20 protein-coding genes and 1 pseudogene are annotated in these 22,442 nt (G+C 52.2%); 15 read left to right on the forward strand and 6 right to left on the reverse strand.

Going from position 1 to position 22,442, the window contains the following annotated elements:
- Nucleotides 1-41: 41 nt before the first annotated feature.
- Nucleotides 42-818, reverse strand: coding sequence for a hypothetical protein (locus Q7C20_RS08685; protein WP_375066767.1), 777 nt, complete (start codon nucleotides 816-818; stop codon nucleotides 42-44).
- 429 nt (nucleotides 819-1,247) lie between these two features.
- On the opposite strand from Q7C20_RS08685, the gene putA reads away from it, so the two are divergent.
- From putA to Q7C20_RS08700, 3 genes and pseudogenes are all read left to right on the forward strand, one after another.
- Nucleotides 1,248-5,219 carry a trifunctional transcriptional regulator/proline dehydrogenase/L-glutamate gamma-semialdehyde dehydrogenase gene (putA, locus tag Q7C20_RS08690; RefSeq protein WP_375066768.1) on the forward strand — a complete coding sequence of 1,324 codons (3,972 nt, stop codon included), beginning with the start codon at nucleotides 1,248-1,250 and terminating at the stop codon, nucleotides 5,217-5,219.
- Between the two features lie 208 nt (nucleotides 5,220-5,427).
- Nucleotides 5,428-6,195, forward strand: a pseudogene (locus Q7C20_RS08695) (MCP four helix bundle domain-containing protein); the annotation flags it as partial.
- A gap of 129 nt (nucleotides 6,196-6,324) precedes the next feature.
- Nucleotides 6,325-7,053: a methyl-accepting chemotaxis protein gene (locus tag Q7C20_RS08700; protein ID WP_375066809.1), complete on the forward strand. Its 729-nt coding sequence runs from the start codon at nucleotides 6,325-6,327 to the stop codon at nucleotides 7,051-7,053.
- A 205-nt stretch (nucleotides 7,054-7,258) separates the two neighbouring features.
- Here Q7C20_RS08700 and Q7C20_RS08705 read toward each other — a convergent pair whose 3' ends face one another.
- Nucleotides 7,259-8,005, reverse strand: coding sequence for an SDR family oxidoreductase (locus tag Q7C20_RS08705; protein WP_375066769.1), 747 nt, complete (start codon nucleotides 8,003-8,005; stop codon nucleotides 7,259-7,261).
- A gap of 197 nt (nucleotides 8,006-8,202) precedes the next feature.
- Here Q7C20_RS08705 and Q7C20_RS08710 point away from each other — a divergent pair, with 197 nt between their 5' ends.
- Genes Q7C20_RS08710 through Q7C20_RS08720 form a run of 3 tightly spaced genes read left to right on the forward strand, consistent with a single transcriptional unit; the run spans nucleotide 8,203 to nucleotide 10,015 of the window.
- Nucleotides 8,203-8,559, forward strand: a complete 357-nt coding sequence (locus Q7C20_RS08710) for a hypothetical protein (protein ID WP_375066770.1) — start codon at nucleotides 8,203-8,205, stop codon at nucleotides 8,557-8,559.
- Between the two features lie 12 nt (nucleotides 8,560-8,571).
- Nucleotides 8,572-9,081: a phytanoyl-CoA dioxygenase family protein gene (locus Q7C20_RS08715; protein WP_375066771.1), complete on the forward strand. Its 510-nt coding sequence runs from the start codon at nucleotides 8,572-8,574 to the stop codon at nucleotides 9,079-9,081.
- A gap of 37 nt (nucleotides 9,082-9,118) precedes the next feature.
- A complete protein-coding gene (locus Q7C20_RS08720) occupies nucleotides 9,119-10,015 on the forward strand; it encodes an alpha/beta hydrolase (protein ID WP_375066772.1) in 897 nt (298 codons plus the stop codon).
- Between the two features lie 61 nt (nucleotides 10,016-10,076).
- Here Q7C20_RS08720 and Q7C20_RS08725 read toward each other — a convergent pair whose 3' ends face one another.
- Complete coding sequence (locus Q7C20_RS08725) at nucleotides 10,077-10,946, reverse strand: NAD(P)-binding domain-containing protein (protein ID WP_375066773.1); 870 nt, start codon at nucleotides 10,944-10,946, stop codon at nucleotides 10,077-10,079.
- A 354-nt stretch (nucleotides 10,947-11,300) separates the two neighbouring features.
- Between Q7C20_RS08725 and Q7C20_RS08730 the strand changes: the two genes are divergently transcribed.
- On the forward strand, nucleotides 11,301-11,948 hold the full coding sequence (locus tag Q7C20_RS08730) for a TetR/AcrR family transcriptional regulator (protein ID WP_375066774.1): 648 nt from the start codon (nucleotides 11,301-11,303) through the stop codon (nucleotides 11,946-11,948).
- A gap of 55 nt (nucleotides 11,949-12,003) precedes the next feature.
- Here Q7C20_RS08730 and Q7C20_RS08735 read toward each other — a convergent pair whose 3' ends face one another.
- Complete coding sequence (locus Q7C20_RS08735; RefSeq protein WP_375066775.1) at nucleotides 12,004-13,497, reverse strand: cytosine permease; 1,494 nt, start codon at nucleotides 13,495-13,497, stop codon at nucleotides 12,004-12,006.
- A complete protein-coding gene (locus Q7C20_RS08740) occupies nucleotides 13,494-13,715 on the reverse strand; it encodes a hypothetical protein (RefSeq protein WP_375066776.1) in 222 nt (73 codons plus the stop codon). Before Q7C20_RS08740 ends, Q7C20_RS08735 begins: the two co-directional genes overlap by 4 nt.
- A 309-nt stretch (nucleotides 13,716-14,024) precedes the next feature.
- On the opposite strand from Q7C20_RS08740, the gene Q7C20_RS08745 reads away from it, so the two are divergent.
- On the forward strand, nucleotides 14,025-14,789 hold the full coding sequence (locus Q7C20_RS08745) for an SDR family NAD(P)-dependent oxidoreductase (protein ID WP_375066777.1): 765 nt from the start codon (nucleotides 14,025-14,027) through the stop codon (nucleotides 14,787-14,789).
- Between the two features lie 285 nt (nucleotides 14,790-15,074).
- Nucleotides 15,075-16,052 (forward strand): helix-turn-helix domain-containing protein, encoded by a 978-nt coding sequence (locus Q7C20_RS08750; protein ID WP_375066778.1) that lies wholly within the window; start codon nucleotides 15,075-15,077, stop codon nucleotides 16,050-16,052.
- A gap of 57 nt (nucleotides 16,053-16,109) precedes the next feature.
- Here Q7C20_RS08750 and Q7C20_RS08755 read toward each other — a convergent pair whose 3' ends face one another.
- Nucleotides 16,110-16,991, reverse strand: coding sequence for an NAD(P)-binding domain-containing protein (locus tag Q7C20_RS08755; RefSeq protein WP_375066779.1), 882 nt, complete (start codon nucleotides 16,989-16,991; stop codon nucleotides 16,110-16,112).
- 214 nt (nucleotides 16,992-17,205) lie between these two features.
- Between Q7C20_RS08755 and Q7C20_RS08760 the strand changes: the two genes are divergently transcribed.
- The 6 genes from Q7C20_RS08760 (at nucleotide 17,206) to Q7C20_RS08785 (ending at nucleotide 22,389) form a co-directional block, all read left to right on the forward strand.
- The gene (locus tag Q7C20_RS08760) at nucleotides 17,206-17,652 is read left to right on the forward strand and encodes a cupin domain-containing protein (protein ID WP_375066780.1); all 447 of its coding nucleotides are present in this window, start codon (nucleotides 17,206-17,208) and stop codon (nucleotides 17,650-17,652) included.
- Nucleotides 17,653-17,690: 38 nt separating this feature from the next.
- Nucleotides 17,691-18,371 carry a type 1 glutamine amidotransferase domain-containing protein gene (locus tag Q7C20_RS08765; protein ID WP_375066781.1) on the forward strand — a complete coding sequence of 227 codons (681 nt, stop codon included), beginning with the start codon at nucleotides 17,691-17,693 and terminating at the stop codon, nucleotides 18,369-18,371.
- 56 nt (nucleotides 18,372-18,427) lie between these two features.
- Entirely contained in the window at nucleotides 18,428-19,222 is a 795-nt protein-coding gene (locus Q7C20_RS08770; protein ID WP_375066782.1) for an acetoacetate decarboxylase family protein, read from the forward strand.
- 273 nt (nucleotides 19,223-19,495) lie between these two features.
- Entirely contained in the window at nucleotides 19,496-20,617 is a 1,122-nt protein-coding gene (locus Q7C20_RS08775; protein ID WP_375066783.1) for a Re/Si-specific NAD(P)(+) transhydrogenase subunit alpha, read from the forward strand.
- 15 nt (nucleotides 20,618-20,632) lie between these two features.
- Nucleotides 20,633-20,956, forward strand: coding sequence for an NAD(P) transhydrogenase subunit alpha (locus Q7C20_RS08780; RefSeq protein ID WP_003170836.1), 324 nt, complete (start codon nucleotides 20,633-20,635; stop codon nucleotides 20,954-20,956).
- Nucleotides 20,953-22,389 carry an NAD(P)(+) transhydrogenase (Re/Si-specific) subunit beta gene (locus tag Q7C20_RS08785; RefSeq protein WP_375066784.1) on the forward strand — a complete coding sequence of 479 codons (1,437 nt, stop codon included), beginning with the start codon at nucleotides 20,953-20,955 and terminating at the stop codon, nucleotides 22,387-22,389. The genes Q7C20_RS08780 and Q7C20_RS08785 overlap by 4 nt, the downstream gene beginning before the upstream one ends.
- Nucleotides 22,390-22,442 lie beyond the last annotated feature (53 nt).

Here is a 22,442-nt window from a genome sequence, read left to right on the forward strand (position 1 = left end):
AGTGAGAGTATGCCCATCAAGGTTTGGAGGGGCGGCTACGATCACGGATCGGGCGCGCAGCGCCAACCTCCATTTGGAATGTACGCGCCGACTGAAGACAACACGGCTTGGTTATCAAAAACAGCCGGGGCAAACGGGTCTACTGATGATGGCAGTAGGCGTTGGCCAGTTCTGCCTGGGAGCGTTGAACACTGGATTTCCCATGGGGTTTGTCCGTCGTGATGCCGACCGAAAGACAATTCGCATGAAAAAAGTGTCGCAGGATTTGTTGTATTTTCAGATTGAGCGAGCTTTTCGCGCAAGTGATTACCGGGAGCCAGCGGAACGGGGCGGTTGGCGGCGAATAGAAAATAGTCGCCGGCCAACAACAGGCAACCTTGGCGGGATTGGTCATCCACCCCCAGTAACCATTGGCCTCGACATAGTCCTAGGGAGTCAGGCAAGCGTTCCCATATTTCGTAATAACTTTCGTCCAGAGCTGTCTCTATCAGGTGCTCGCTGTTTTCAAAGTGCATGCGACCAATGTCCTCCTCTCCATTCACTGGCTGATAGTCCATTTTGCGATGCCATTGGCAAATGTTGGCGTCAATCTGGGTCACACCCGCAAAACCCTGCTGTTCGCACAATGCCAATCGCTGAGCGTCGTTGAGGTCTTCGAGCGCTAGCGATGGAAGTGAGCTCGACGGGATGCGTAGGTCTCCAAACAGTCGAGGTGTCTGTAGCCAATACACAGCCGTTTCGCTGTCCGAGCGCCCGGAGCTGTGTTGGATCAACCTCCGCTTCCACACACCGAGATAGCACTGGTCAACTTGATTCATGGATATTTCCTGATTGAACTGATTGGGTCGTAAAGGTCGAGGGCACGATCCCAGATAGACCCCGATTATGGCAATAGCTGTTGCGTGTGCTCAGAAGGTAAGACATCTCCCGATGTTTAGGAGCCCTGCCTCAGGATCTGTAGTCAGACCGGTTTCGCTTTCTGGATAGGTGGATTCAGTAGCTGCACCTACCATCAAACCGATCTTAGGCGAGAAAATTTCTGCTGATGCTCAATCTTCTTACGTCAGCGAGGGTGGTTGTGAGCGTTTTGTGAGACGCCCTTTTCAATCCTGGGTTGATTGCGTCTTTTCGCAACTCCAGCGAGATGATTGCGATTTCACCTCTACGTCGAGAAATGTGCCGGATAGGTTTTCGCTGGAACCTTTGGGGCTTTTTGCCGCAAGAAATTTACACATACGGGTGCAAATATGAGTTCTGTAACTACTGTCGGCGTGAAGTTATCGACCGATGTTCGGGAGCGTTTGAAAAAGGCCTCTGAAGCTGTAGAGCGAACCCCTCATTGGGTCATCAAGCAGCTTATTCTGAATTTTATCGAGCGTTCAGAGCTGGGGGCTGGATCCGATGAGCTTTTGGGATTCATCTCTGCCGGTACATGCGGTAGCGCTGATTCTGATGTCTCTGGATCTGACGTTGTCGACAGCTTTCAGCCGTTTCTCGATTTTGCTGAGAGCATCCATCCTCAGTCTGTGCTTCGCTCGGCAATCACTGCTGCTTACCGGCGCCCTGAGCAAGAAATGGTAGCAATGTTGTTGGAGCAGGCTCGGCTCTCTGCTGTACAGGAAGCATCGGCGAATGAACTTGCTTCGATGATTGCAGGCAAGTTGCGCAACCAGAAAGGGGCAAGCGGTCGTGCCGGTCTCGTGCAAGGGTTGCTGCAGGAGTTTTCTCTCTCCTCTCAGGAAGGCGTGGCACTCATGTGCCTGGCGGAAGCGTTGTTGAGGATCCCCGATAAAGGTACTCGTGACGCATTAATCCGCGACAAGATCAGTAATGGGAATTGGCAAAAACACGTAGGTAATAGCTCCTCCGTTTTCGTAAATGCGGCGACTTGGGGGCTCGTGCTTACCGGCAAGTTGGTGTCTACGCACAACGAGACAGGCCTCATATCTTCGTTGAGCCGTGTGATCGGCAAAGGTGGAGAGCCGATCATCCGCAAAGGTGTCGATATGGCAATGCGCTTGATGGGGGAGCAATTTGTGACCGGCGAAACCATTGCTCTGGCGCTCGCGAACGCTTCAGAGTTTGAGTCCAAAGGTTTTCGCTACTCCTACGACATGCTCGGTGAGGCTGCATTGACTGAGCATGATGCTCAGAGCTACCTGGCGTCTTATGAACAGGCGATTCATTCAATCGGTAAGGCCTCCCACGGTCGTGGTATTTACGAAGGCCCTGGGATTTCCATAAAGCTTTCTGCACTGCATCCAAGGTACAGCCGAGCCCAGTTCGAACGAGTGATGGAAGAACTCTATCCGCGTCTTCTCTCGTTGACGATGCTCGCTAAAAAATACGATATCGGCCTAAACATTGATGCTGAGGAAGCAGATCGCCTAGAGCTGTCTTTGGATCTCTTGGAACGGCTCTGCTTTGAACCTGCGCTTGCGGGATGGAATGGCATCGGCTTCGTTATCCAGGCTTACCAAAAGCGTTGTCCTTACGTAATCGACTATGTCATCGATCTGGCGCGTCGAAGCCGCCATCGCTTGATGATCCGACTGGTGAAGGGGGCGTACTGGGACAGCGAAATCAAACGCGCTCAGGTCGAAGGTTTAGAGGGGTATCCGGTTTATACACGTAAGGTCTACACCGACGTTTCGTATATTGCTTGCGCCAAAAAACTACTGTCAGTGCCAGAGGCTATTTATCCTCAGTTCGCCACTCACAACGCTCATACTTTGGCCGCGATTTATCAGATAGCTGGACAAAACTATTACGCGGGACAGTACGAATTCCAGTGCCTCCATGGGATGGGGGAACCGCTGTATGACCAAGTCGTGGGCAATATTTCTGACGGCAAGCTAAACCGTCCTTGTCGGATATACGCGCCGGTAGGTACCCATGAAACATTGCTCGCCTATCTGGTTCGCAGGCTGCTTGAAAACGGAGCAAACACCTCGTTTGTTAACCGTATAGCTGATCACTCTATTTCCATTCAGGAGTTGGTTGCTGATCCAGTAGCCGTTATCGAAGAAATCGCCGTCAAGGAAGGTGGGTTTGGACTCCCCCATCCCCGGATACCTTCGCCTAAAAATATCTATGGTAGTGAAAGACCTAATTCTGCCGGGATTGACTTGGCTAATGAACATCGTTTGGCCTCACTTTCCAGCGCGCTATTAGCCTCATCCAGTGAGTCGTGGCAGGCATTGCCAATTCTTGGATGCGCTGTCAGCAAGGGTGAAGCTCGTGCGATTCTGAATCCCTCGGATCATCGCGATGTGGTCGGATACGTCCAAGAGGCAAGTGTTGAGGATGTCGGTAACGCCATTTCGACTGCGGCGAGTAGCGGGGCCATCTGGCAGTCCACACGGCCCACTGAACGTGCGACGATTCTGGAGCGTGCCGCAGACCTCATGGAAGGCCAAATTCAGCAACTGATCGGCATTCTGGTACGTGAAGCGGGTAAAACCTTTGCCAACGCAATCGCAGAGGTGCGCGAGGCTGTTGATTTCTTGAGGTACTACGCTGGACAGGCTAAATACGATTTTAGAAATGATGTTCATCGTCCGCTCGGCCCAGTGGTATGCATAAGCCCCTGGAACTTCCCATTAGCAATTTTTTCAGGGCAAGTCGCAGCGGCCCTCGCAGCTGGCAACTCTGTTCTTGCGAAACCTGCGGAGCAAACACCTCTGATCGCTACACAGGCAATTCGCATTTTGCTGGAAGCAGGTGTTCCGCAAGGTGTCGTTCAGTTGTTGCCTGGTAAAGGCGAGACAGTGGGTGCCGCATTAGTTGGGGATGATCGCGTCAAGGGCGTGATGTTTACGGGCTCTACGGAAGTTGCGCGACTGCTGCAGCGTAATATTGCTGGCCGAATGGATAGCCAAGGACGTCCGATCCCGCTTATTGCTGAAACTGGTGGTCAGAACGCGATGATTGTCGACTCATCTGCTTTAACTGAGCAGGTTGTGATGGACGTCGTGACATCTGCGTTCGATAGCGCTGGCCAACGTTGCTCTGCGTTGCGAGTCTTGTGTTTGCAGACTGACAGCGCTGATCGGGTGATTGAGATGCTTAAAGGCGCGATGGCTGAGTACCGAATGGGCAATCCGGAGCGGTTGAGCGTCGATATCGGGCCTGTAATTGATGCTGATGCTCAATCGGGGATCGATCTGCATATTCAGGCGATGAAAGAGAAGGGGCGCCCGGTTTTCCAGGTAGCACTGAGCGATGCGGACGAAATTCGGCGTGGCACTTTCATCACGCCTACGCTGATTGAACTCGACAGTCTGGGCGAGCTTGAGCGCGAGATTTTTGGCCCTGTGCTTCACGTTGTGCGCTACAAGCGCAATGACTTGGACAAATTGATCGCCCAGATCAACGCTTCTGGTTACGGCCTGACTCTAGGAATTCACACGCGAATCGACGAGACAATTTCTAAGGTGCTCGACCAGGCTCATGTAGGCAACATTTACGTGAATCGGAATATTGTCGGTGCTGTTGTCGGCGTGCAGCCTTTTGGTGGTGAAGGGTTATCCGGTACCGGGCCAAAGGCAGGAGGCCCTCTTTATCTTTATCGGCTGCTATCAACCCGTCCGGCCAATTCTGTACGCGCTTCATTGGAGCGAGAAGAAAGCGAAACAGCTCTTGATAGCCCGCTCCGGTTGGATCTGAAGCGTGCGCTGCTTGCTTTCAAGGATTGGGCTCAAGCGAGTGAACGGCATCACCTAGTTAGCCTTTGTGAAGATTTTGAACGTGAGTCTCAGTCCGGTATCACCCGCTTGCTGCAGGGCCCTACTGGTGAGAGGAACACTTACATGATCTTGCCTCGTGAGGCGATTCTTTGTTTGGCTGAATACGAAAGTGACCTCTTGACGCAGCTTGCCGCAGTATTAGCTGTGGGCAGCACTGCAGTTTTGATGAACACAGAAATCAGTCAAGTATTGCATGCCATGTTGCCCAAAAATGTAGCGTCTCGAGTTAAGCTAGTTTCCGATTGGAAGAAAGATGAAGTTATTTTTGATGGTGTTCTCCATCACGGTGATTCAGACGAACTAAGGGCTGTGTGCCAGCAAGTTTCGATACGAAAAGGTGCAATTATTGGCGTGCAGGGCTTGTCCCATGGTGAGGCTTGCATAGCTCTTGAGCGCCTAGTGATCGAGCGGGCAGTCAGTGTAAATACCGCAGCAGCGGGAGGGAACGCGAGTCTGATGACTATCAGTTAAATTACTGACTAGCAACCTGAGTCGTTGCGTGGGCAACTTCGCAACGATTGATCATGTGCTTGACTAATAAGGATTACATAAATAAGTCAATATCGATGCTGGCCGTCAGTGAGCCACATCCATAGCCGTATTTATCGATCGGGCGAACGATACTTGAGACATCATCGCAAACGACGAGATAACTTAAACAACGAGAGATATCACTATGATGTTGCGTAAGCTCAACCTGGCTCCACGCTCGGCGCTTTGCTTTGGATTTTTCTGTCTTATGATCGTCGCATTGGGGCTCATAGCCCTCAAGCAAGCGTCGAGCTTGAACGATTCCGAAAAATTTGTAGAAACTAATGTCGTGCCTAGCATATCCCTGTTGGGAATGATTGATAGGCAGATTGTCAGCATTCGAGGTAGCAATGCGCGGTTGCGTAATCCAGTAGAACCTGAAAGTCGTAAGGCTCAGGCGCTGGAAGATTTAAGGAAAGCTCGGTCAGACGTCTCGGGGCTGCTTTCAAAGTTAGAGCCCTTAATCGTAACATCTGCTGGAAGGCATCTGTTTGATGAGTTATCCCGTAGCTATACCGCTTATCAGCTGATACAGGATAAGTACCTCTCACTTATCTCTTCTGGACTGCTTGATGAAGCTGTAAAAATATCGAGCGAAGAGATGAAACTTTCGGCCGATGCCGTAGAGCGTGATATAAAAAACCTGATTGAACGGAACAATAACAAGGCTAAAGTGGCAGGTGAGGAGGCCACTCACATCTATGAACAGGCAAAAATTATCGTTGGCGGTTTTATAGTGCTCAGCACTTTAGCCGCGATTGTTCTTGCTCTGATGTACACACGTAGCGTTGCCAATCCAGTTAGCCAGTCACTTGCTATCGCTGAACGGATCGCAAAAAATGATCTCAGCGAGGTTATAGAAGTGGAAGGGCACGACGAAGTTGCCAGGCTAATGCTTGCATTGAAAGCCATGCAGCAAGGGTTACGAGGAACACTTGTTCAAATATCGGACTCGTCGAATCAGCTGGCTTCCACTTCTGAGGAAATGCACGCAGTCACTGAAGACGCAAACAAGGGAATGATGCGTCAGAATAACGAAGTCGAGATGGCCGCGACTGCTGTTACCGAGATGAGCGCCGCCGTTGAAGAAGTGGCCAGGAATGCCTCAGCCGCATCTGAGGCAGCCAGTCGATCCAATTCCGCCGCGTTGGACGGTCGGGCACGTGTAGATGAGACCGTTCACGCAATCACTTTGATGGTCGGAAATGTTGAAAATGCATCCCAGGAAGTACAGGGGCTCGCCGTTATGGCGACTGACATCAGCAAGGTGCTGGATGTGATACGCGCTATCGCAGAGCAAACAAATCTTCTTGCGTTGAATGCTGCTATCGAAGCAGCGCGTGCCGGCGATGCTGGTCGCGGCTTCGCTGTAGTGGCGGATGAGGTGAGAGCTTTGGCTCATCGTACGCAACAGTCAACCAGTGAAATCGAACAGATGATCAGCTCGATTCAGAAGGGAACGGGAGCTGCTGTCTCGGCAATGACCCAAACCAACGGTCAAGCTCAGAGAACGCTTGATACTGCGCAGGGAGCCGGTAGTGCATTAGTGGAAATCACTGAATCCATCGACAACATCACTGAGCGCAATGTCCTGATTGCAACAGCGTCAGAGGAGCAGGCTCAGGTTGCAAGGGAAGTTGACCGCAGTCTGATCAGTATTAGAGATCTGTCAAATCAAGCTTCGGAGGGTTCAAGTCAGACAGCTATTGCAACGTCTGAACTGACGAAGCTCGCTGTAGAGTTGAACAGGCTGGTCAAGCAATTTCAAATGTAGGGTTGCTGATTGAGCAGTGTGTTGAGTTTTCGCTTCAGGGGACTTCAGCGCACCTAGTTTGCAAAACTAAATAAGGGTCAGCGCGAAGTTTACTTCGCGCTGACAGAGTCTTGTTTGGGGAAATTCGCACTCAGCGACAAGAACGGTGCACTGGCTGACCCGTTTGCTTTCACCATCCTTCGTGAAAGCAAAAGTGTCTGTCTATCTACTGCGCAAGAAATCCACCGTCGACCACAAACTCAGCTCCTGTGGCGAAGCGCGATTCGTCCGAAGCCAGGAAGAGCGCCATGTTGGCGATGTCGACTGCTTCTCCCAGGAAACCAATTGGATGAAGCTTCGCCAAACGCTCCAGCTCAACTGGGTCATTCCCAACCATTGGCGTCATGATGTATCCAGGATGAATGCTGTTGACCCGAATCCTGTAGCCACTTCGACCAGCGTGCAGCGCAGCAGACTTAGTAAGATTGCGTATTGCACCTTTACCCGCGCAGTAAGCCGCGTACTCAGGATGGCCGACGATGCCCTCGATGGAGGAAAGATTGATGATCGAGCCACCTTTTTCTTTCAGGTTTTTGAAAGCGTGTTTTACGCCGAAAAAGCTGCCATTGAGGTTAACTGAAAGCTCTTTATTCCAGTCGTCAAAGCTCATGGTTTCGACGTTGCCGGGTACCGCGATGCCAGCGCTATTCATGACAACGTTCACATAACCAAACTTTGATACTCCCACTTGAAACGCTGAAATCCATTGACTCTCATCTCGGACGTCCAGCCGTGCAAAAATTGCCTCGCCCCCTGCAGTCTGGATCTCTTGCACAACGGAAGTAGCCTTTGCCTCGTCAATATCACAGATGACAATCTTAGCGCCCTCCTGCGCAAATCGTATGGCACTTGCAGCGCCAATGCCCGATGACGCTCCGGAAATCAACGCTACCTTAGTCTCTAATCTTTTCATTACTAACGATCCTTAGCGGTTGGAAATATTGGAGAAAAGCTATACGCACTCTCTCAACTCACCTAGCCAGTATTGGCAATGGATGAGCGGTACGAGAGGCGATATCGGTTACCTGTCGCATTGCCGTTTCTGGATAAGGGAATGTTTCGTCACCTTGTATAAACACTCCACGAAACTAGAAATTTCCGGAGGGCAAGATGAGTAGTAAAAAAGCGTTGGTCACTCTGGCTGGCGACGCCAGCATTGACGACATTCTTGAGTGCCTTGAGCGCGATGGTGGATGCATTGTTAAAAACATGCTCCCGCAGGTGACCATCGACGGGTTGTGGTCTGATCTGGCTGATGTGCTGGACGTTGCTCCTAACGGCGATGGTTCCTTTGTGGGGCGTAAAACCAAACGTATATCGGGACTGTTTTCCCGGTCGCGGCATATGCAAAATCTTATCACCCAGCCCCAATTTTTCGGTGCAGCAGAAAAACACCTGTGCACACCTTTCAAGTATTGGCTTGACGGTGTCCAGCACGTATCTACCCCGGCGCTGCAGATGTCATAGACTCAAGCAATCATGATTATGCCTGGCGAAGGAGCGCAGCCGCTCCACCGCGACGATATTGCTCACCATCGCCGGCATCCCGGCCCTGACAGTCAAATCCAAGTGCTGTATGCACTGAGCGAATACACCGAGGCAAATGGTGCGACGCGAGTCATTCCGGGTAGCCATAAATGGGATGACGACCGAGCGCCTAGCTACGATGAATCCGTTGCGGCTGAAATGAGTGTTGGTGACGGTCTGATTTACCTCGGATCGACTTACCACGGTGGTGGCAAAAATACGACGCTGGACAAGCCGCGCACCGCGATCGCAACTACCTTGGTGTTGGGCTACTTGCGCCAAGAGGAAAACCAATACATCGCTGTCCCTCGTGAGCGTGTCCGTGAGTTCCCTGAGCGCGTTCAGCGCCTGTTGGGCTGGAGCACCAACCCGCCATTCTGTGGGTGGATTGAGATGCGAGATCCTAACTACTTGGTTGCGCAGGATGCCGCTTTGAACACTACCGCCGAAGACATCCTTTGACAGTCATTAACCGGCGCTAACGCTGGGAGAGCTCATAATGCGTAGTGACATCAGCTTTGAAACCACCGATGGTTTGACGCTCCGAGGTTGGTTGTACACTCCCGAAGGACATGCAGAAAAGAAGTGTCCAGCCATCGTCATGGCCCACGGGTTTACCGCTGTAAAGGAGCAGTACCTCGACAAGTATGGCGAAGTGTTTTCGCAAAATGGTTTTGCCGTATTGATCTATGACAACCGCAATTTCGGAGCGAGTGAAGGTATTCCTCGGCAGGAGGTTGACCCTGTCCTCCAGATCCGCGATTACCGCGACGCCATCACGTTCGCTTGTTCACTAGAGCAGATCGACAGTGGGCGGATTGGTATTTGGGGGTCGAGCTACAGCGGTGGGCATGTTTTACAGGTAGCGGCCTTTGACCGCAGAGTTAAGTGTGTAGCCGCGCAAGTACCCGATATAAGCGGGTCTATGGATGTGCGCCTCGCTATTCGGCCCGACTTGCTGCCTTCAGTCATTGCAGCGTTTGAGGTTGATCGGGCGGATCGCTATGCGGGCAATCCTCCTATGATGCTCGAGGTCGTTAATGAAGACCCAACAAGTGATTGTGCTCTTCCAGGACAGGACTCCTATGAATTCTTCGTCCACAGCGGCCGAACTATCGCTCCTGCCTGGCGCAACGAGGTAACACTCAAGAGCGTGGAAATGCTGAATGAATATGAGCCGGGTTCTGTCATTGATCGTATAAGCCCCACACCGCTGCTGATGCTGGTCGCCAAGCACGATACATTGACGGTCACTGATCTGGCCCTCAAAGCCTACGAGCAAGCGCTTCAGCCAAAGGCTCTTGTGCTGCTTGAGGGAGGCCACTTCGATCCTTACATCAAACACTTCGAGGCTTCCAGCAAGGCTGCGAAGGATTGGTTTATACAGCACCTCTAGACTTGGGTGTGAAGCGAAAAGCCCCGGAAAATCCGGGGCTTTTTTGTTATGTTCTTAGCGGTCAGTTTTTGATGTGGTTGGCATGTGTGGCCGCGATCCCGAGGTCTCCGCGACCCTCAGCCACGGCGACTTCCATGCAGTGAAGGTTGGCTGTGAAGAGGCTGGCACGGTGTCCTGAATCAAGCATGGTCTGGCGCCACGATTTTACTGCGGCTACGTAGATGGAGAGGGTTGCTTGATCTGTCCGGTAGTCATCAGATTTGTGGTGCTTGATGACGGCCGTAAGCTCGGTTTTGAGGAGAGCAAGGAAGTAATCCAGGCATCCTTCAAGCTGCTCGATACCTACACCGGCTTTTTTTGCGAAATCTACAGCCTCTAGAAATGCGCCGATACCGGTGTTGTAAAATGCTCCAGCCATAGCGGCATCCAGCACATTCGCTGCACTGACCAAATCACCGATCCAGCGTGACGCTGCCCCAGGCATTTTCAGAAGTTTTTCGTTACGGAGCCAGATGTCCTCGGCACCCGAATAGTGAATCAGCGTACTCTCGTGACCAATATCGTCCGGGTAAGCTTCAATCGCCGCGTCGAGGTAGTGGCCTCCGTGAGCGTGGATGTAAGCTTCCAGTCGAGTTGCATCTTTAGCCGATCCAGTCATGAAGTTTACGAAGTCACGCCCTGCGATCAGATGTTCGTTACCACTCATGACATTTTTGAAAACGTCGTAGTCCAGAAGTACAACAAGCACAAGCGGACTGGCTTCCAGTGCAGAGCCGATACTTGCCGCCTCTTGAGCACCCTTCTTAACCAATGGCGCACACCGACCAGGTGTGCGGTTCCAGACAGTCACGTTCACGCCGTGATTTAGATATAGGTTAGCGAAAGCGGAGCCCATTAAACCTGTGCCGAGAAGCGTTACATTTTGAACCATGGTATTCCCCTTAGGTAATAAGTCGGTGTGTTGAACGGCATCGATTGAGGCGGCAAGATTTGCAATAAATATTGGTGACGGCTTAGGGTTACTCTCCGTCCCGAATACGTGTCGAATGAACGAAGGGCGCGAGCCGCGTTCGGATTCGCAATTGCAGCTAATGCAACCTTTCAGCGATGTTGATAGCGACTCTACGCTCAGCGGATAGGGCGACGTAGCCGAATTTGGCAAGTCGAACGGGCAGGTTTGCCCTGCTGTGCACTACGTGCTTTGGTTAGGGTTAAGATGAGTGAAAGTGCCGGAAATTCTTCAGGAACGACTGGGGAAAAAATGCGACCTAGGAGCGGCCAAGACGTGCACGATGAGTATGCTGAGAGTGAAGTAGGGGAGGTCAGCCCCTACAGCCGCGCAGGCAAGCGGCAAAAAAAAATAGAGGACATAAACGATGCCGCTGCCGTGATTTTCGTTCGGGACGGCTACGCACAATTTTCCGCCCGTAAGGTGGCCAAGGAGTTAGGCATAAGTCTCAACAACCTTCAGCACTACTGTGGCAGCACTGAAAATCTTTGCCGACAAATGATCAAGGCCAAGCTTGGTCACTTCGTAGATGCCGTGAATCACTTGGTTGAGAATGCCTCAGTCGAGACGCCGATTGAGCGCTTGGCAGTTGCCATTCGAGAGAACTCATCTGCTTCGTTTGATACAGAAACTGGAAAATTCTTTTTTCAAATGGGAGCTCTAGCCAGTCACGACGAGTCGATCAAGGATTTAATGTCTGTCCAGTACGAGCACTTTCTTACGAATATCTGCCGGTTGATTACTGAAATTAATCCGCAGCTACAGGCTGAAAAAGTCCGTATATATGCTGCTTTAATTGCGACGCAGATCGAGGGGATTTTCTTTTATCAAGATCAGTTAAGCCCTACCTCTGGGCTTCGTGAGCAGATGATCGAGACCGCCATCTTATTCTGGACGGCCACGTTGGTTCCTACCGCGCCGTAATGAGAAGGGCGCCTATCAGGCGCCCTGGCGATCACAATTGAGCCGACTCTATCGGCTAGAGGCTGACCCTCATTGCTCCAGGAGCAGGTTTTGAGTCGAGCGTGGGACGGCTAGCCAAAGCTAGTCCCTTCGTATAGTTACCTTTCCCCATTGGAGCCACAATGAGTCGGACTGCAAAGTAGTAGGCGACTCCGGAAATGGCAATTACTGGGATGGAGGCCCCCATATAGCGGAACCAGGGGCTCATAGCGCTCGTTACTGGGTCATACAACGCCAGGTAACCCATCACAGCTAAAATGCAGATGACTACTGCTACCCAGTTCACGCCGCCCCAGTATGCGTAATGGCTATTGCGTGTCGCGAAAAGACTCGGAGCATCGAGCTGTTCGCGTCTCAGGATGAGGTAGTCAACAAGTGTGATTCCGGTGATACCCACAAACATCACGCCGTTGTAGGACAGCCAACTCATAACCTTGGAAAGCAGCCATTCGGTCTCGAAGGCAAAATACACACCGGGTAGCAGAAGCAGTGCTAAAAGGATTTCCCACTTCAGTCTGGCGAAAAACTTGACCTGCTGAATTGAAACCCCCGCCAAGTACATCATCACAACCATCGTAGATATATTCGCAGTCAGGACGACGGTCATCACGATTGAGCCAAACGCTGGCCCGCCAACGGCGATCATCCAAATCGTTGGGTCATAAGTACCTGCGCTGATTGCTGCGAGTGCCGCAACAGTGGAGACAACCGCAGCTCCCAGGATGCCAGCACCGATTATCGATGGGCCCATGACATGGTTTTTGTGCTTTACCAATCGGGTAAGTCCTCCCATGACTGGCCACCAAGTCATTGCGTTGGACATACCGAATTCGACAGCAAGTGCTAAGCCTTGAACGGGGTCATGCGACAACATTTGCTCTGGGGGCACTTGATTGTGCCAGAGGTTTTCGAGCCCGAATTTATGGATCAGGATGCCAAACATCACCAACGTGATGAGCATGTGTAGCGGCCCAATGATGCCGTTGAGGCGTTCGAAAAACTTTGGCCCTTTGCAGGTGATAAACCATACAAGGAACAATGCCGCCAAGCCAACGCCGATCACCAAGTGCTCATGTGAATCACCTGTGACTTGGCTTCCAGTCAAGGTGGCGGCGACGTTGGCAGCTCCCCTGGCGGTCAGAGCTTCCACCACATAAGACCAACCGATCAGGGTTGCAAGCAAACCGAAGAGCGGAACTATGATCCCTCGATAGCCGAAAGAGGATTTGGCGTTATCAATGGTTTCTGTACCGTATTTGTAGCTAGGAGCTCCAGAAGCAAGTGACACCAATGCTAGGCCGATGATGAGACCCACCACATAACCCATCACCCCGAGTCGCCAGTCACCCACAAAGGGTAGATAGCTACCTATGAGAAATGCCCATGTCGCGGCGCTAAATGCGCAGCAAGTCCAGAGAAATGAGGCGTAGGTCTTGTATACCCGATTTCCTGCTAGAACTGGAAGCCGGCCTGCGAGGGCTTCTTGCTCTACGCTGTGTGATGTATTCATGCGTTTACTCCTACAGCTAGCAGGGTGCCGATCCAGAGAGCTGCACCAAGGAGAATCCATATAGAGGCTTCTCGAACGAGTGATGCGGCGCTGCTCCAGCATTCGGAGGAGGTATGTTCGGGCTGATTCATCGCCTCTAATTGCATCAACAAATCCGTGTTCAAGCTCTCGCTCGTAGTCATCATCCCTGTGCCGTGTTCAACGTCAGCTTTGCTCATGTGAGTGCTCTCTGGACGAGTTCTTACGATGCCGTCCGCTTGACTGTTTTAGAAAATTATTATGGCAGCGGTTGTAAGTGATGCTGATCGCTTTGTTGTTGTGTCCCGTCGATGGTCAGTAAAGCTGTCCTATTGCGACCTGAAATCAGCCTACGCTCGGCAGCTTTTACTTCGTATCCATTTTCGGCAATCCATTGGCAGACTCTCTCCTATTGACAGCCTTTGCGCGATTTTGCCGATATTGGCTATGGATACTCTCTTCCATAAGGCTAGGTTGTGAGTTCAGCCAAAAATACTAGGAGTACCGCCATGAGCGAGGAGATGCGGATTGTCGTTGTTTCTGGAGCTGGCTCTGGAATCGGTCAGGCCACTGCGATTCACTTTGCAAAGAATAATTTTTGTGTGATCGGTTGCGATCTTTCGCAATCTGGATTGGAAGAAACAGCCCAAAAGATTGAAGCCGGCAGCTTTCATGCACAAATCGTGGATGTCGCCCGAGAAGACGAGGTTCGAGGGCTATTTGAGTTCGTAAAATCCTTCAACCTTGCGCTTCACGCTGTAATTCCTTGCGCAGGCGTAGCTCGCACAGGACTGGTTCATGATTTGGCCAAGGACGAATGGGAGTTCATGCTGGGAGTTAATCTTACGGGTACTTGGCTGATGTCGAAGTATTCGATGCCGATTTTCATGAAGCAGAAAACGGGTGCTTTCGTCGCGGTAGGTTCTGACGCTTCGGTGCGTGGTGCCTCTGGGTATGCGGCGTACTGCGCGTCTAAACACGGTGTGCTGGGGCTCGTGCGCTGCTTAGCGTTGGACTACGGCCCTCTAGGTGTGCGCAGCAACGCTGTGTGCCCAGGCTTTGTTCAGACTCGCATGATGGAAAGTCTTTTTGCGGAGGCGAGTGACCCTGAAGCTGAGATGAAGTCTTACGCCCAAGAGGTACCCTTGGGCAGATTCGCGCAGCCCGCAGAGGTTGCGAAGGTCATCTATCACCTGGCTTCTGAAGATGCCAGTTACACGAACGGGATCGTTTATTCATTGGATGGCGGAGTGACTGCTGGGCATTTTGGTTGATTAGGTTTTGGAGTGTTTGTGAGTATTTTCTTCACGGATTCTTGAAACTGAAGTGAGTAAAATCGCACCATACTGGGTCGGATGACCCAATAAAATGCACTGCTAGTAACGTCCTATAGAAAACGCAAAGTCGCAAACGGCTTTGCGTTTTTTTCTGCTCGGCTCGAGACGCCCGTTTTAGACACGTTTGTGTCAGCGCAAGGTACGGACAGCGTGTAAATGCAAAATTGCGGCATGAAGGTTGCGTAAGCAGTTGTGTCAAACAACGCTAAAGTGAGATTCAGGATGGCCACGCACGCACCTCAAAATGAGACCCAGTTTCGGTACATGGAGTCTCATAATGCCTATGAGCACGCCGGTGGTTTAAATGAGTGGGACGATAATCGTTATCATCAACTCGAAAAGAATGCGCATTTTCATGGTGCCATTGCGAGTCATTCCATAGCGGGTAGCGTGCAGGTAACTCGGGAGACGATGGACAGTGCATGTGTGGAGCAGATCTGCCATGTTCCACTTGATTCAATAGTCATAGTAAACGTGCGATCCAGTACAGATGTTCTTCTGAACGGTAGATACGTCAATGCCGACACCTTTCATATTTCATCTGGACGTTCATTTCACGCGGTATCTAAATCACCGATTGAAGCGTTGATGCTCACTGTTAGTAAGGAATCTTTTTTTGAGAGGTTCCGAGCGGAAGCTTTTTTGAACATCGAGACCAAACCGTTCGAGCGATATATTAAGCCCTCCGCCGATACTCAGATAGATTTCGAACTCAATTTAAAGTCTCACTTAAGTAAAATACAGTCGGGAAGCGGACAAATTCCTTTCAGTACAGATTTGGAGAAAGTATTTTGCTGTGTCCAGGAAATTCTGGATTTCGAAACTTCTGGCCGTGTTGTGTTGCCCCCCTCAACCAGGGCGTATATCGTTGAAAAGAGCTGCGAATTTTTCGCGAATCATGTCCAGGATGAAAGCATCGGAGTGTTAGACCTGTGTAACCATCTCAGGATTAGTCGTAGGACACTTCAGTATAGTTTTGAGGACGTTTTAGGCATGACGCCTCTTAACTATGTAAGGTCTGTACGGCTGAATACAGCGCGGAATTTACTGATTTCCTCGCCTCAGGACACTATTCAAGGTGCAGCGCTGGATGCTGGCTTTAGCCATCTGGGTAGGTTTTCTAAATACTACAATGAATTTTTCGGAGAGCTGCCTTCCCAGACTGTCAACAGGCTCGGCGCCAACCGGGCCCACAGCTAAACATACGCAAAAAGCCGGCCCTTTGGGGCCGGCTTTTTATTGTCCACTGTCTGATCTTTAAGGCTTTACACCTGCCACCAGATATTGCGCGTTAAATCCAAGATCTCCATGGCCGGCGTCCTGAGCGGTTTTGAGGTCGTCTGCGACTGCAGAAATATGACTTGCCCGAAGCCCGCTAGCCTTCAGTGCATCTCGCCACTGAACAACTGCATCCAGATAAACATCGACAGTAGCCTGGATGGTGCTGAAATCGTTAGCCTCAATTTCCTTGATGCTCTTTTGCACTTTGTAGCGCAGCAGATCCAGCATTTTATCTGCGAACTCGGAAAGCTGGCTGGCGTTGACGCCTTGAGTTTTGGCATAAGCTGCTGCCTCAAGAAATCCTGCCAGGCCAACGGCGTAAAAGCTGCCTGTCATCGCAGCATCCACGATAGGGGGCACCGTCAGGTCTGCACCGGTGTAAATCGTGCCTTGCGGTGCCATCGGCTTAACAGTTTCTGCTATCTCGTCCCATACGACTGGATCGCACGCGTATTGAATGGCGGTGTACGGGCCGCCAATCAGATCAGGATACGAAGAGATTGCCGCGTTAATGAAAATCCCACCCTTGCTTTCTATCAAGCTACGGAAGCGTTTTCCGTCTTCTGGCATGGATGTACTGAGATTGGCGATAAGGCGCCCTGTCAGATCAAGCGAGCCAAGATTGCTCTCGATAAGCGATACACCACCAGCTGCGCTGCTGATAATCAGAATAGTCAGCTCGCTCGCGTGCACTGCTTCTACGAAGGAGGGGGAAAGTGTTGCGCCTTTTTCTACCAAAGGTTTAGTAGCTTCTGGGCGACCATCCCACACCGTTACTTTCCGTCCAGCTGCAAGCAGTGTGCGGGCGAGGCCTGAGCCCATCAAGCCAGTGCCAATTACAGTTATTGTTTTAGCCATTTTCCTACTCCTCAGTGGGCGATGAGCATTCGCCGCGTTATCTACAGCCCGAAAGCTAAGCGCTGCACCCGCAAGCCAATAGCCATTTTCGGCAACTCTAATTATTTGCCTTAATGCCGTTGGCCTGATGCGGCTGTTGCCAATTTTGGATAGGACGAACTGAACCCTGGATGTAGCGTGTGCCTACCGATATACACAATCCGTGAGGCTTGAAATGAACCAGATCCAGAAACCGCAAGACGCTTACGTGCAGGTTGACGCAGTAGAGTGGCAGGAATTTCCAGAGCAGTTTCACACCGGCGGGGTGAAGTGGAAGTTACTTCACGTTTCTCCTGAGCTCGGCGTATGGACAGTGATGTTTTTCTGTCCAAACGGCTCTATTTTGCGGCCGCATATTCACCACGGCCCTGCCGAAGGCTATGTGTTTGAGGGCATTCTTGAGTTGCGTGGTGGGCCTGAAAACGGCGGTGCTCTGTGTATCAAGCATGGTTTTCTTTATGAAGCTACTGGCGCCGATCATGAAGAAACTAAAATGTTAGCCGACACTACTTTTATTCTTCAGATGGTTGGCCCAATTACGTGGAAAACCGCGAATGGTACTGAAGTAAACCAAACGTGGTCTACGGCTCAGGACTTGTGGGAGCAGCAAACTGCTGCCTGAATTCCTACCATTTGACTGAAAGGTCTGGAGTGCACACGATGTCTATTTTGTTTGTTTTAACTTCGCACGCGACACTCGGGGACACTGGAAGAGATACAGGGCTATGGCTTGAAGAGTTTTTAGCTCCTTACTACCGCTTCGTTGACGCAGGTCTACCGGTGAGTCTTTCCTCGCCAAAAGGAGGCAGCGTTCCAGTAGATCCTGCATCGATAGATGCTTTGAAGGATAGCCCTCTTTACCTGCGCTATCAGTCTGATGCCACTTTGGCCGAGCGCATGAATGGCACCGCAAAGCTTTCATCTATATCGGCGTCGGATGTCAGCGCGCTCGTCTATCCAGGCGGCCATGGCCCACTGTGGGACTTACGTACTGATCCACATTCTATTGCGCTTATAGAATCGTTCATTTCCTCGGGTAAACCGGTTGCCACAATTTGCCATGCCGGGTGTGCGTTGCTCAATGCGCGACAAGGCGATGGAAGCCCATTGGTAGATGGCGTGCAGGTAACCGCGTTTAGTGACAGTGAAGAAGCTGCTGTAGGTTTGGAAAAGGTAGTTCCTTATCTCGTGGAAACTGACATGAAAGCGTTGGGTGCTGTGTATTCGAAATCGGGTGATTGGGAGAGTCATGTTGTTGTCTCCGGCGCTTTGATCACGGGCCAGAATCCAGCTTCTTCTCTGGGCGTCGCCGAAGAAGTTATCAAGCGTTTGAAAGCGTGAATTTCACGCTAGATAGTCACCTTTTAGCGTTATAAAAATTAGGAATACCGACTGCCATGAGCTTCGTAAAAACGAAAGAAGAACTTCAGGAAATTCAACGAATCCTCTCTGAGGGACGTTGCACAATCGAAGCTGTATCGATCGAATTCGAGACAACGTTTGAGTTCTTGCGGTCGGTACTGCCTCCTTGTTTTGAATTGCCTGAAACACCTACTGCCATAGCGAGCATTTCCCGTTGGCAGAGCGAGCTGTGTGGTGAGTTTGACTGCGGGATAATTTCGCTTAAATGCCGATATAAAGAGCTCGAAGGCACAACCATGCTCGTTTTGATCGTGAGCGGAGATATGCCAGTCACGATTGGTCGGGAAATGTGGGGCGAAGCAAAGAAAACTGGTATTGCTCAGGTCTACATGGATGGTCATGAAGCGTACGGATTTTGCGAGCGCAACGGTACACGTTTAATTGAGATTGAGGCCGAGTTCGGAGACGACCTAGGCCCTTCAAGCAGTGAGAGCTACGATTTTGAAATCAAAGCGGTGCCTCACTCTACCGGTTTTGGACTTCAACATGATCCAATTCTGAACTGCATGAAGAACCAGGAAAACCTCCGAGTAAAGCGTGAAGGTAAAGGGACGCTCAAGCTAAACGGCACGTCGCTGGATCCTCTGCATACCATTCCAGTCGTATCAGTTGGGACGGCCTATTACACGGAAGGGGAGTCAAGTTGGACTGTTCCGCGTTTAGATGTATTGCCAGGCGGTGATGCTTATTTGCCGTTCATTTATGGACAGAAATTTGACGATTTTCGTCTATTTCGCAAGCCCGCGCGCTTTAAAGATAACGACAAATAAGAACGTTCGATCGCACGTCGCATTCAATAATGCGTGTGTCAGTTTAAATATATCAGCAGTGTCAGACTGTTTATGAGGCTAAACGAATTAAATTTTCATGAGGTAAATTTTTGGCGCCTAAATAGGCGCCTTCTTTTTAACCTTGAGTTATCTAAGTTTATGAGTATGAAAATTAATAGCTTCCGCTAGGGTTTTTGTATCCATACGCCTGATAAAAGTCGCACGTAACCCCCTGAAAATAATAACTAAGTTGCGAAATCGAGGAGATTAATAGTGCAAATTGGCGTTCCATTAGAGACGCATCTTGGGGAAACTAGAGTTGCCGCCACACCGGAAACCATCAAGAAGCTGATCGGCCAGGGCCATAAGGTCACTGTACAAAGCGGCGCAGGCATTAACGCCAGCATCGTCGACAGTGCCTATGAAACGGCAGGCGCGACCATTGGCAGTGCCAACGATGCGTTTGGCGCAGAGCTGATTCTCAAGGTGGTTGCCCCCAGCGACAGCGAACTGGCGCGAATCAAAAGCGGCACCGTATTGGTGGGCATGCTCAACCCGTTCAGCAACGAAACCACCGCCAGGCTGGCCGAGCGCGGCATCACCGCCTTTGCGCTTGAAGCTGCGCCGCGCACCTCTCGGGCCCAGAGCCTGGACGTGTTGTCGTCCCAGGCCAACATCGCCGGCTATAAAGCAGTATTGCTGGCCGCCCATCACTACCCCCGCTTCATGCCGATGCTGATGACGGCCGCCGGCACTGTTAAGGCTGCCCGCGTGCTGATTCTCGGCGCAGGCGTCGCAGGCTTGCAGGCCATCGCCACAGCGAAACGTCTGGGTGCGGTGATCGAAGCGTCTGACGTACGCCCGGCCGTGAAGGAGCAGATCGAGTCCCTCGGCGCCAAGTTCGTCGACGTGCCTTACGAAACCGATGAAGAGCGCGAATGCGCCGTCGGCGTCGGTGGTTACGCACGCCCAATGCCGAGCAGCTGGATGCAACGCCAGGCCTTGGCTGTGCACGAACGCGCCAAGCTTGCCGACATCGTCATCACCACTGCGCTGATTCCGGGGCGCAAGGCGCCGACGCTGCTGAGCGCCGACACCGTCGCGCAAATGAAGCATGGCTCGGTGGTCATCGACCTCGCCGCCGCCCAGGGCGGCAACTGCCCGCTGACCGTCGCCGACCAGGTGGTCGTGCAGAACGGCGTGATCATTTGCGGCCCTACCAACCTGGCCGGTGCCGTCGCCGCCGATGCTTCTGCTTTATATGCACGCAACCTGCTGGACTTTCTGAAGCTGGTCTTCAACAAGGAAGGGCAGTTTGAAATCAACCTCAAAGACGACATCGTCGCCGCGTGCCTGATGTGCCGCGACGGCCAAGTCATCCGCAAAAACGCCTAAGCAGGGATCCAGACGATGGAAGAGCTTATCTCCCCCGGTATCTACAACCTGATCATCTTTGTGCTGGCGATTTATGTCGGTTACCACGTGGTCTGGAACGTAACGCCCGCACTGCACACGCCGTTGATGGCGGTGACCAACGCGATTTCCGCGATCGTGATCGTCGGCGCCATGCTGGCCGCGGCGCTCACCGTGACTCCGCTGGGCAAAACCATGGGGACGCTGGCCGTGGCGCTTGCGGCGGTTAATGTGTTCGGTGGTTTCCTGGTCACGCGCCGCATGCTCGAGATGTTCAAGAAGAAAGCCCCGAAAGTAAAAGAAGAGGCGCCATCGTCATGAGCATGAATCTGGTAACGACGCTCTACTTGATCGCGTCGATCTGCTTTATCCAGGCCCTCAAAGGCCTGTCGCACCCGACCACTTCGCGACGCGGCAACCTGTTCGGCATGCTCGGCATGGCGCTGGCGGTGCTCACCACCGTGGGCCTCATCTATAAGCTCGGCGCTGAGCTGGCCACCGCGGGAATCGGCTATGTGATTGTGGGTCTGCTGGTCGGCGGTACTGCCGGTTCGATCATGGCCAAGCGCGTTGAAATGACCAAGATGCCGGAGCTGGTCGCATTCATGCACAGCATGATCGGCCTGGCAGCGGTGTTTATTGCCATTGCGGCGGTGGTCGAGCCGCAATCGTTGGGCATCGTCAAACACTTGGGCGACGCGATCCCGGCGGGTAACCGCTTGGAGCTGTTCCTCGGCGCAGCCATTGGTGCAATCACCTTCTCCGGTTCGGTTATCGCGTTCGGCAAGCTGTCGGGCAAGTACAAGTTCCGGCTGTTTCAGGGCGCACCGGTGCAGTTCGGCGGTCAACACAAACTGAACCTGGTGTTGGGCCTGGCGACGTTGGGTCTTGGTCTGGCGTTCATGTTCACCGGCAACCTCACAGCCTTCGCGCTGATGCTGGCCTTGGCCTTCGTGTTGGGCGTGCTGATCATCATCCCGATTGGCGGTGCCGACATGCCGGTCGTGGTCTCGATGCTCAACAGCTACTCTGGCTGGGCGGCGGCGGGCATTGGCTTCTCGCTGAACAACTCGATGCTGATCATCGCCGGCTCACTGGTGGGCTCCAGCGGCGCGATCCTGTCGTACATCATGTGCAAGGCGATGAACCGTTCCTTCTTTAATGTACTGCTGGGCGGTTTCGGCAACGCACCGGACGCCGGCGCAGCGGCAGGTTCGAAAGAGGCCCGACCGGTGAAATCCGGTTCGGCCGATGACGCAACCTTCCTGCTGACCAACGCCGACACCGTGATCATTGTGCCGGGCTATGGCCTCGCGGTTGCCCGGGCGCAACATGCGCTCAAGGAACTGACCGAGAAGCTGACACACCGCGGCGTGACCGTGAAGTACGCGATCCATCCGGTGGCAGGCCGCATGCCCGGCCACATGAACGTGCTGCTCGCCGAGGCGGAAGTGCCTTACGACCAGGTGTTCGAGATGGAAGACATCAACTCCGAATTCGGCCAGGCCGACGTGGTGCTGGTGCTCGGCGCGAACGACGTGGTCAACCCGGCCGCCAAGAATGATCCGACCTCGCCGATTGCCGGCATGCCGATCCTCGAAGCGTTCAAGGCCAAGACCATCATCGTCAACAAGCGCTCGATGGCCAGCGGCTACGCCGGCCTGGACAACGAGTTGTTCTACCTGGACAAGACCATGATGGTCTTCGGTGATGCCAAAAAGGTCATCGAAGACATGGTGAAGGCTGTCGATTGAAGTTAGTGGCCAAGGATGGCCCTCTCTCTAACGTTCCTGCTGAATCAAGCGGT

This window comes from Pseudomonas sp. AMR01 (genome assembly GCF_041946035.1).
In the GTDB taxonomy this organism is placed as follows: domain Bacteria; phylum Pseudomonadota; class Gammaproteobacteria; order Pseudomonadales; family Pseudomonadaceae; genus Aquipseudomonas; species Aquipseudomonas antarctica_B.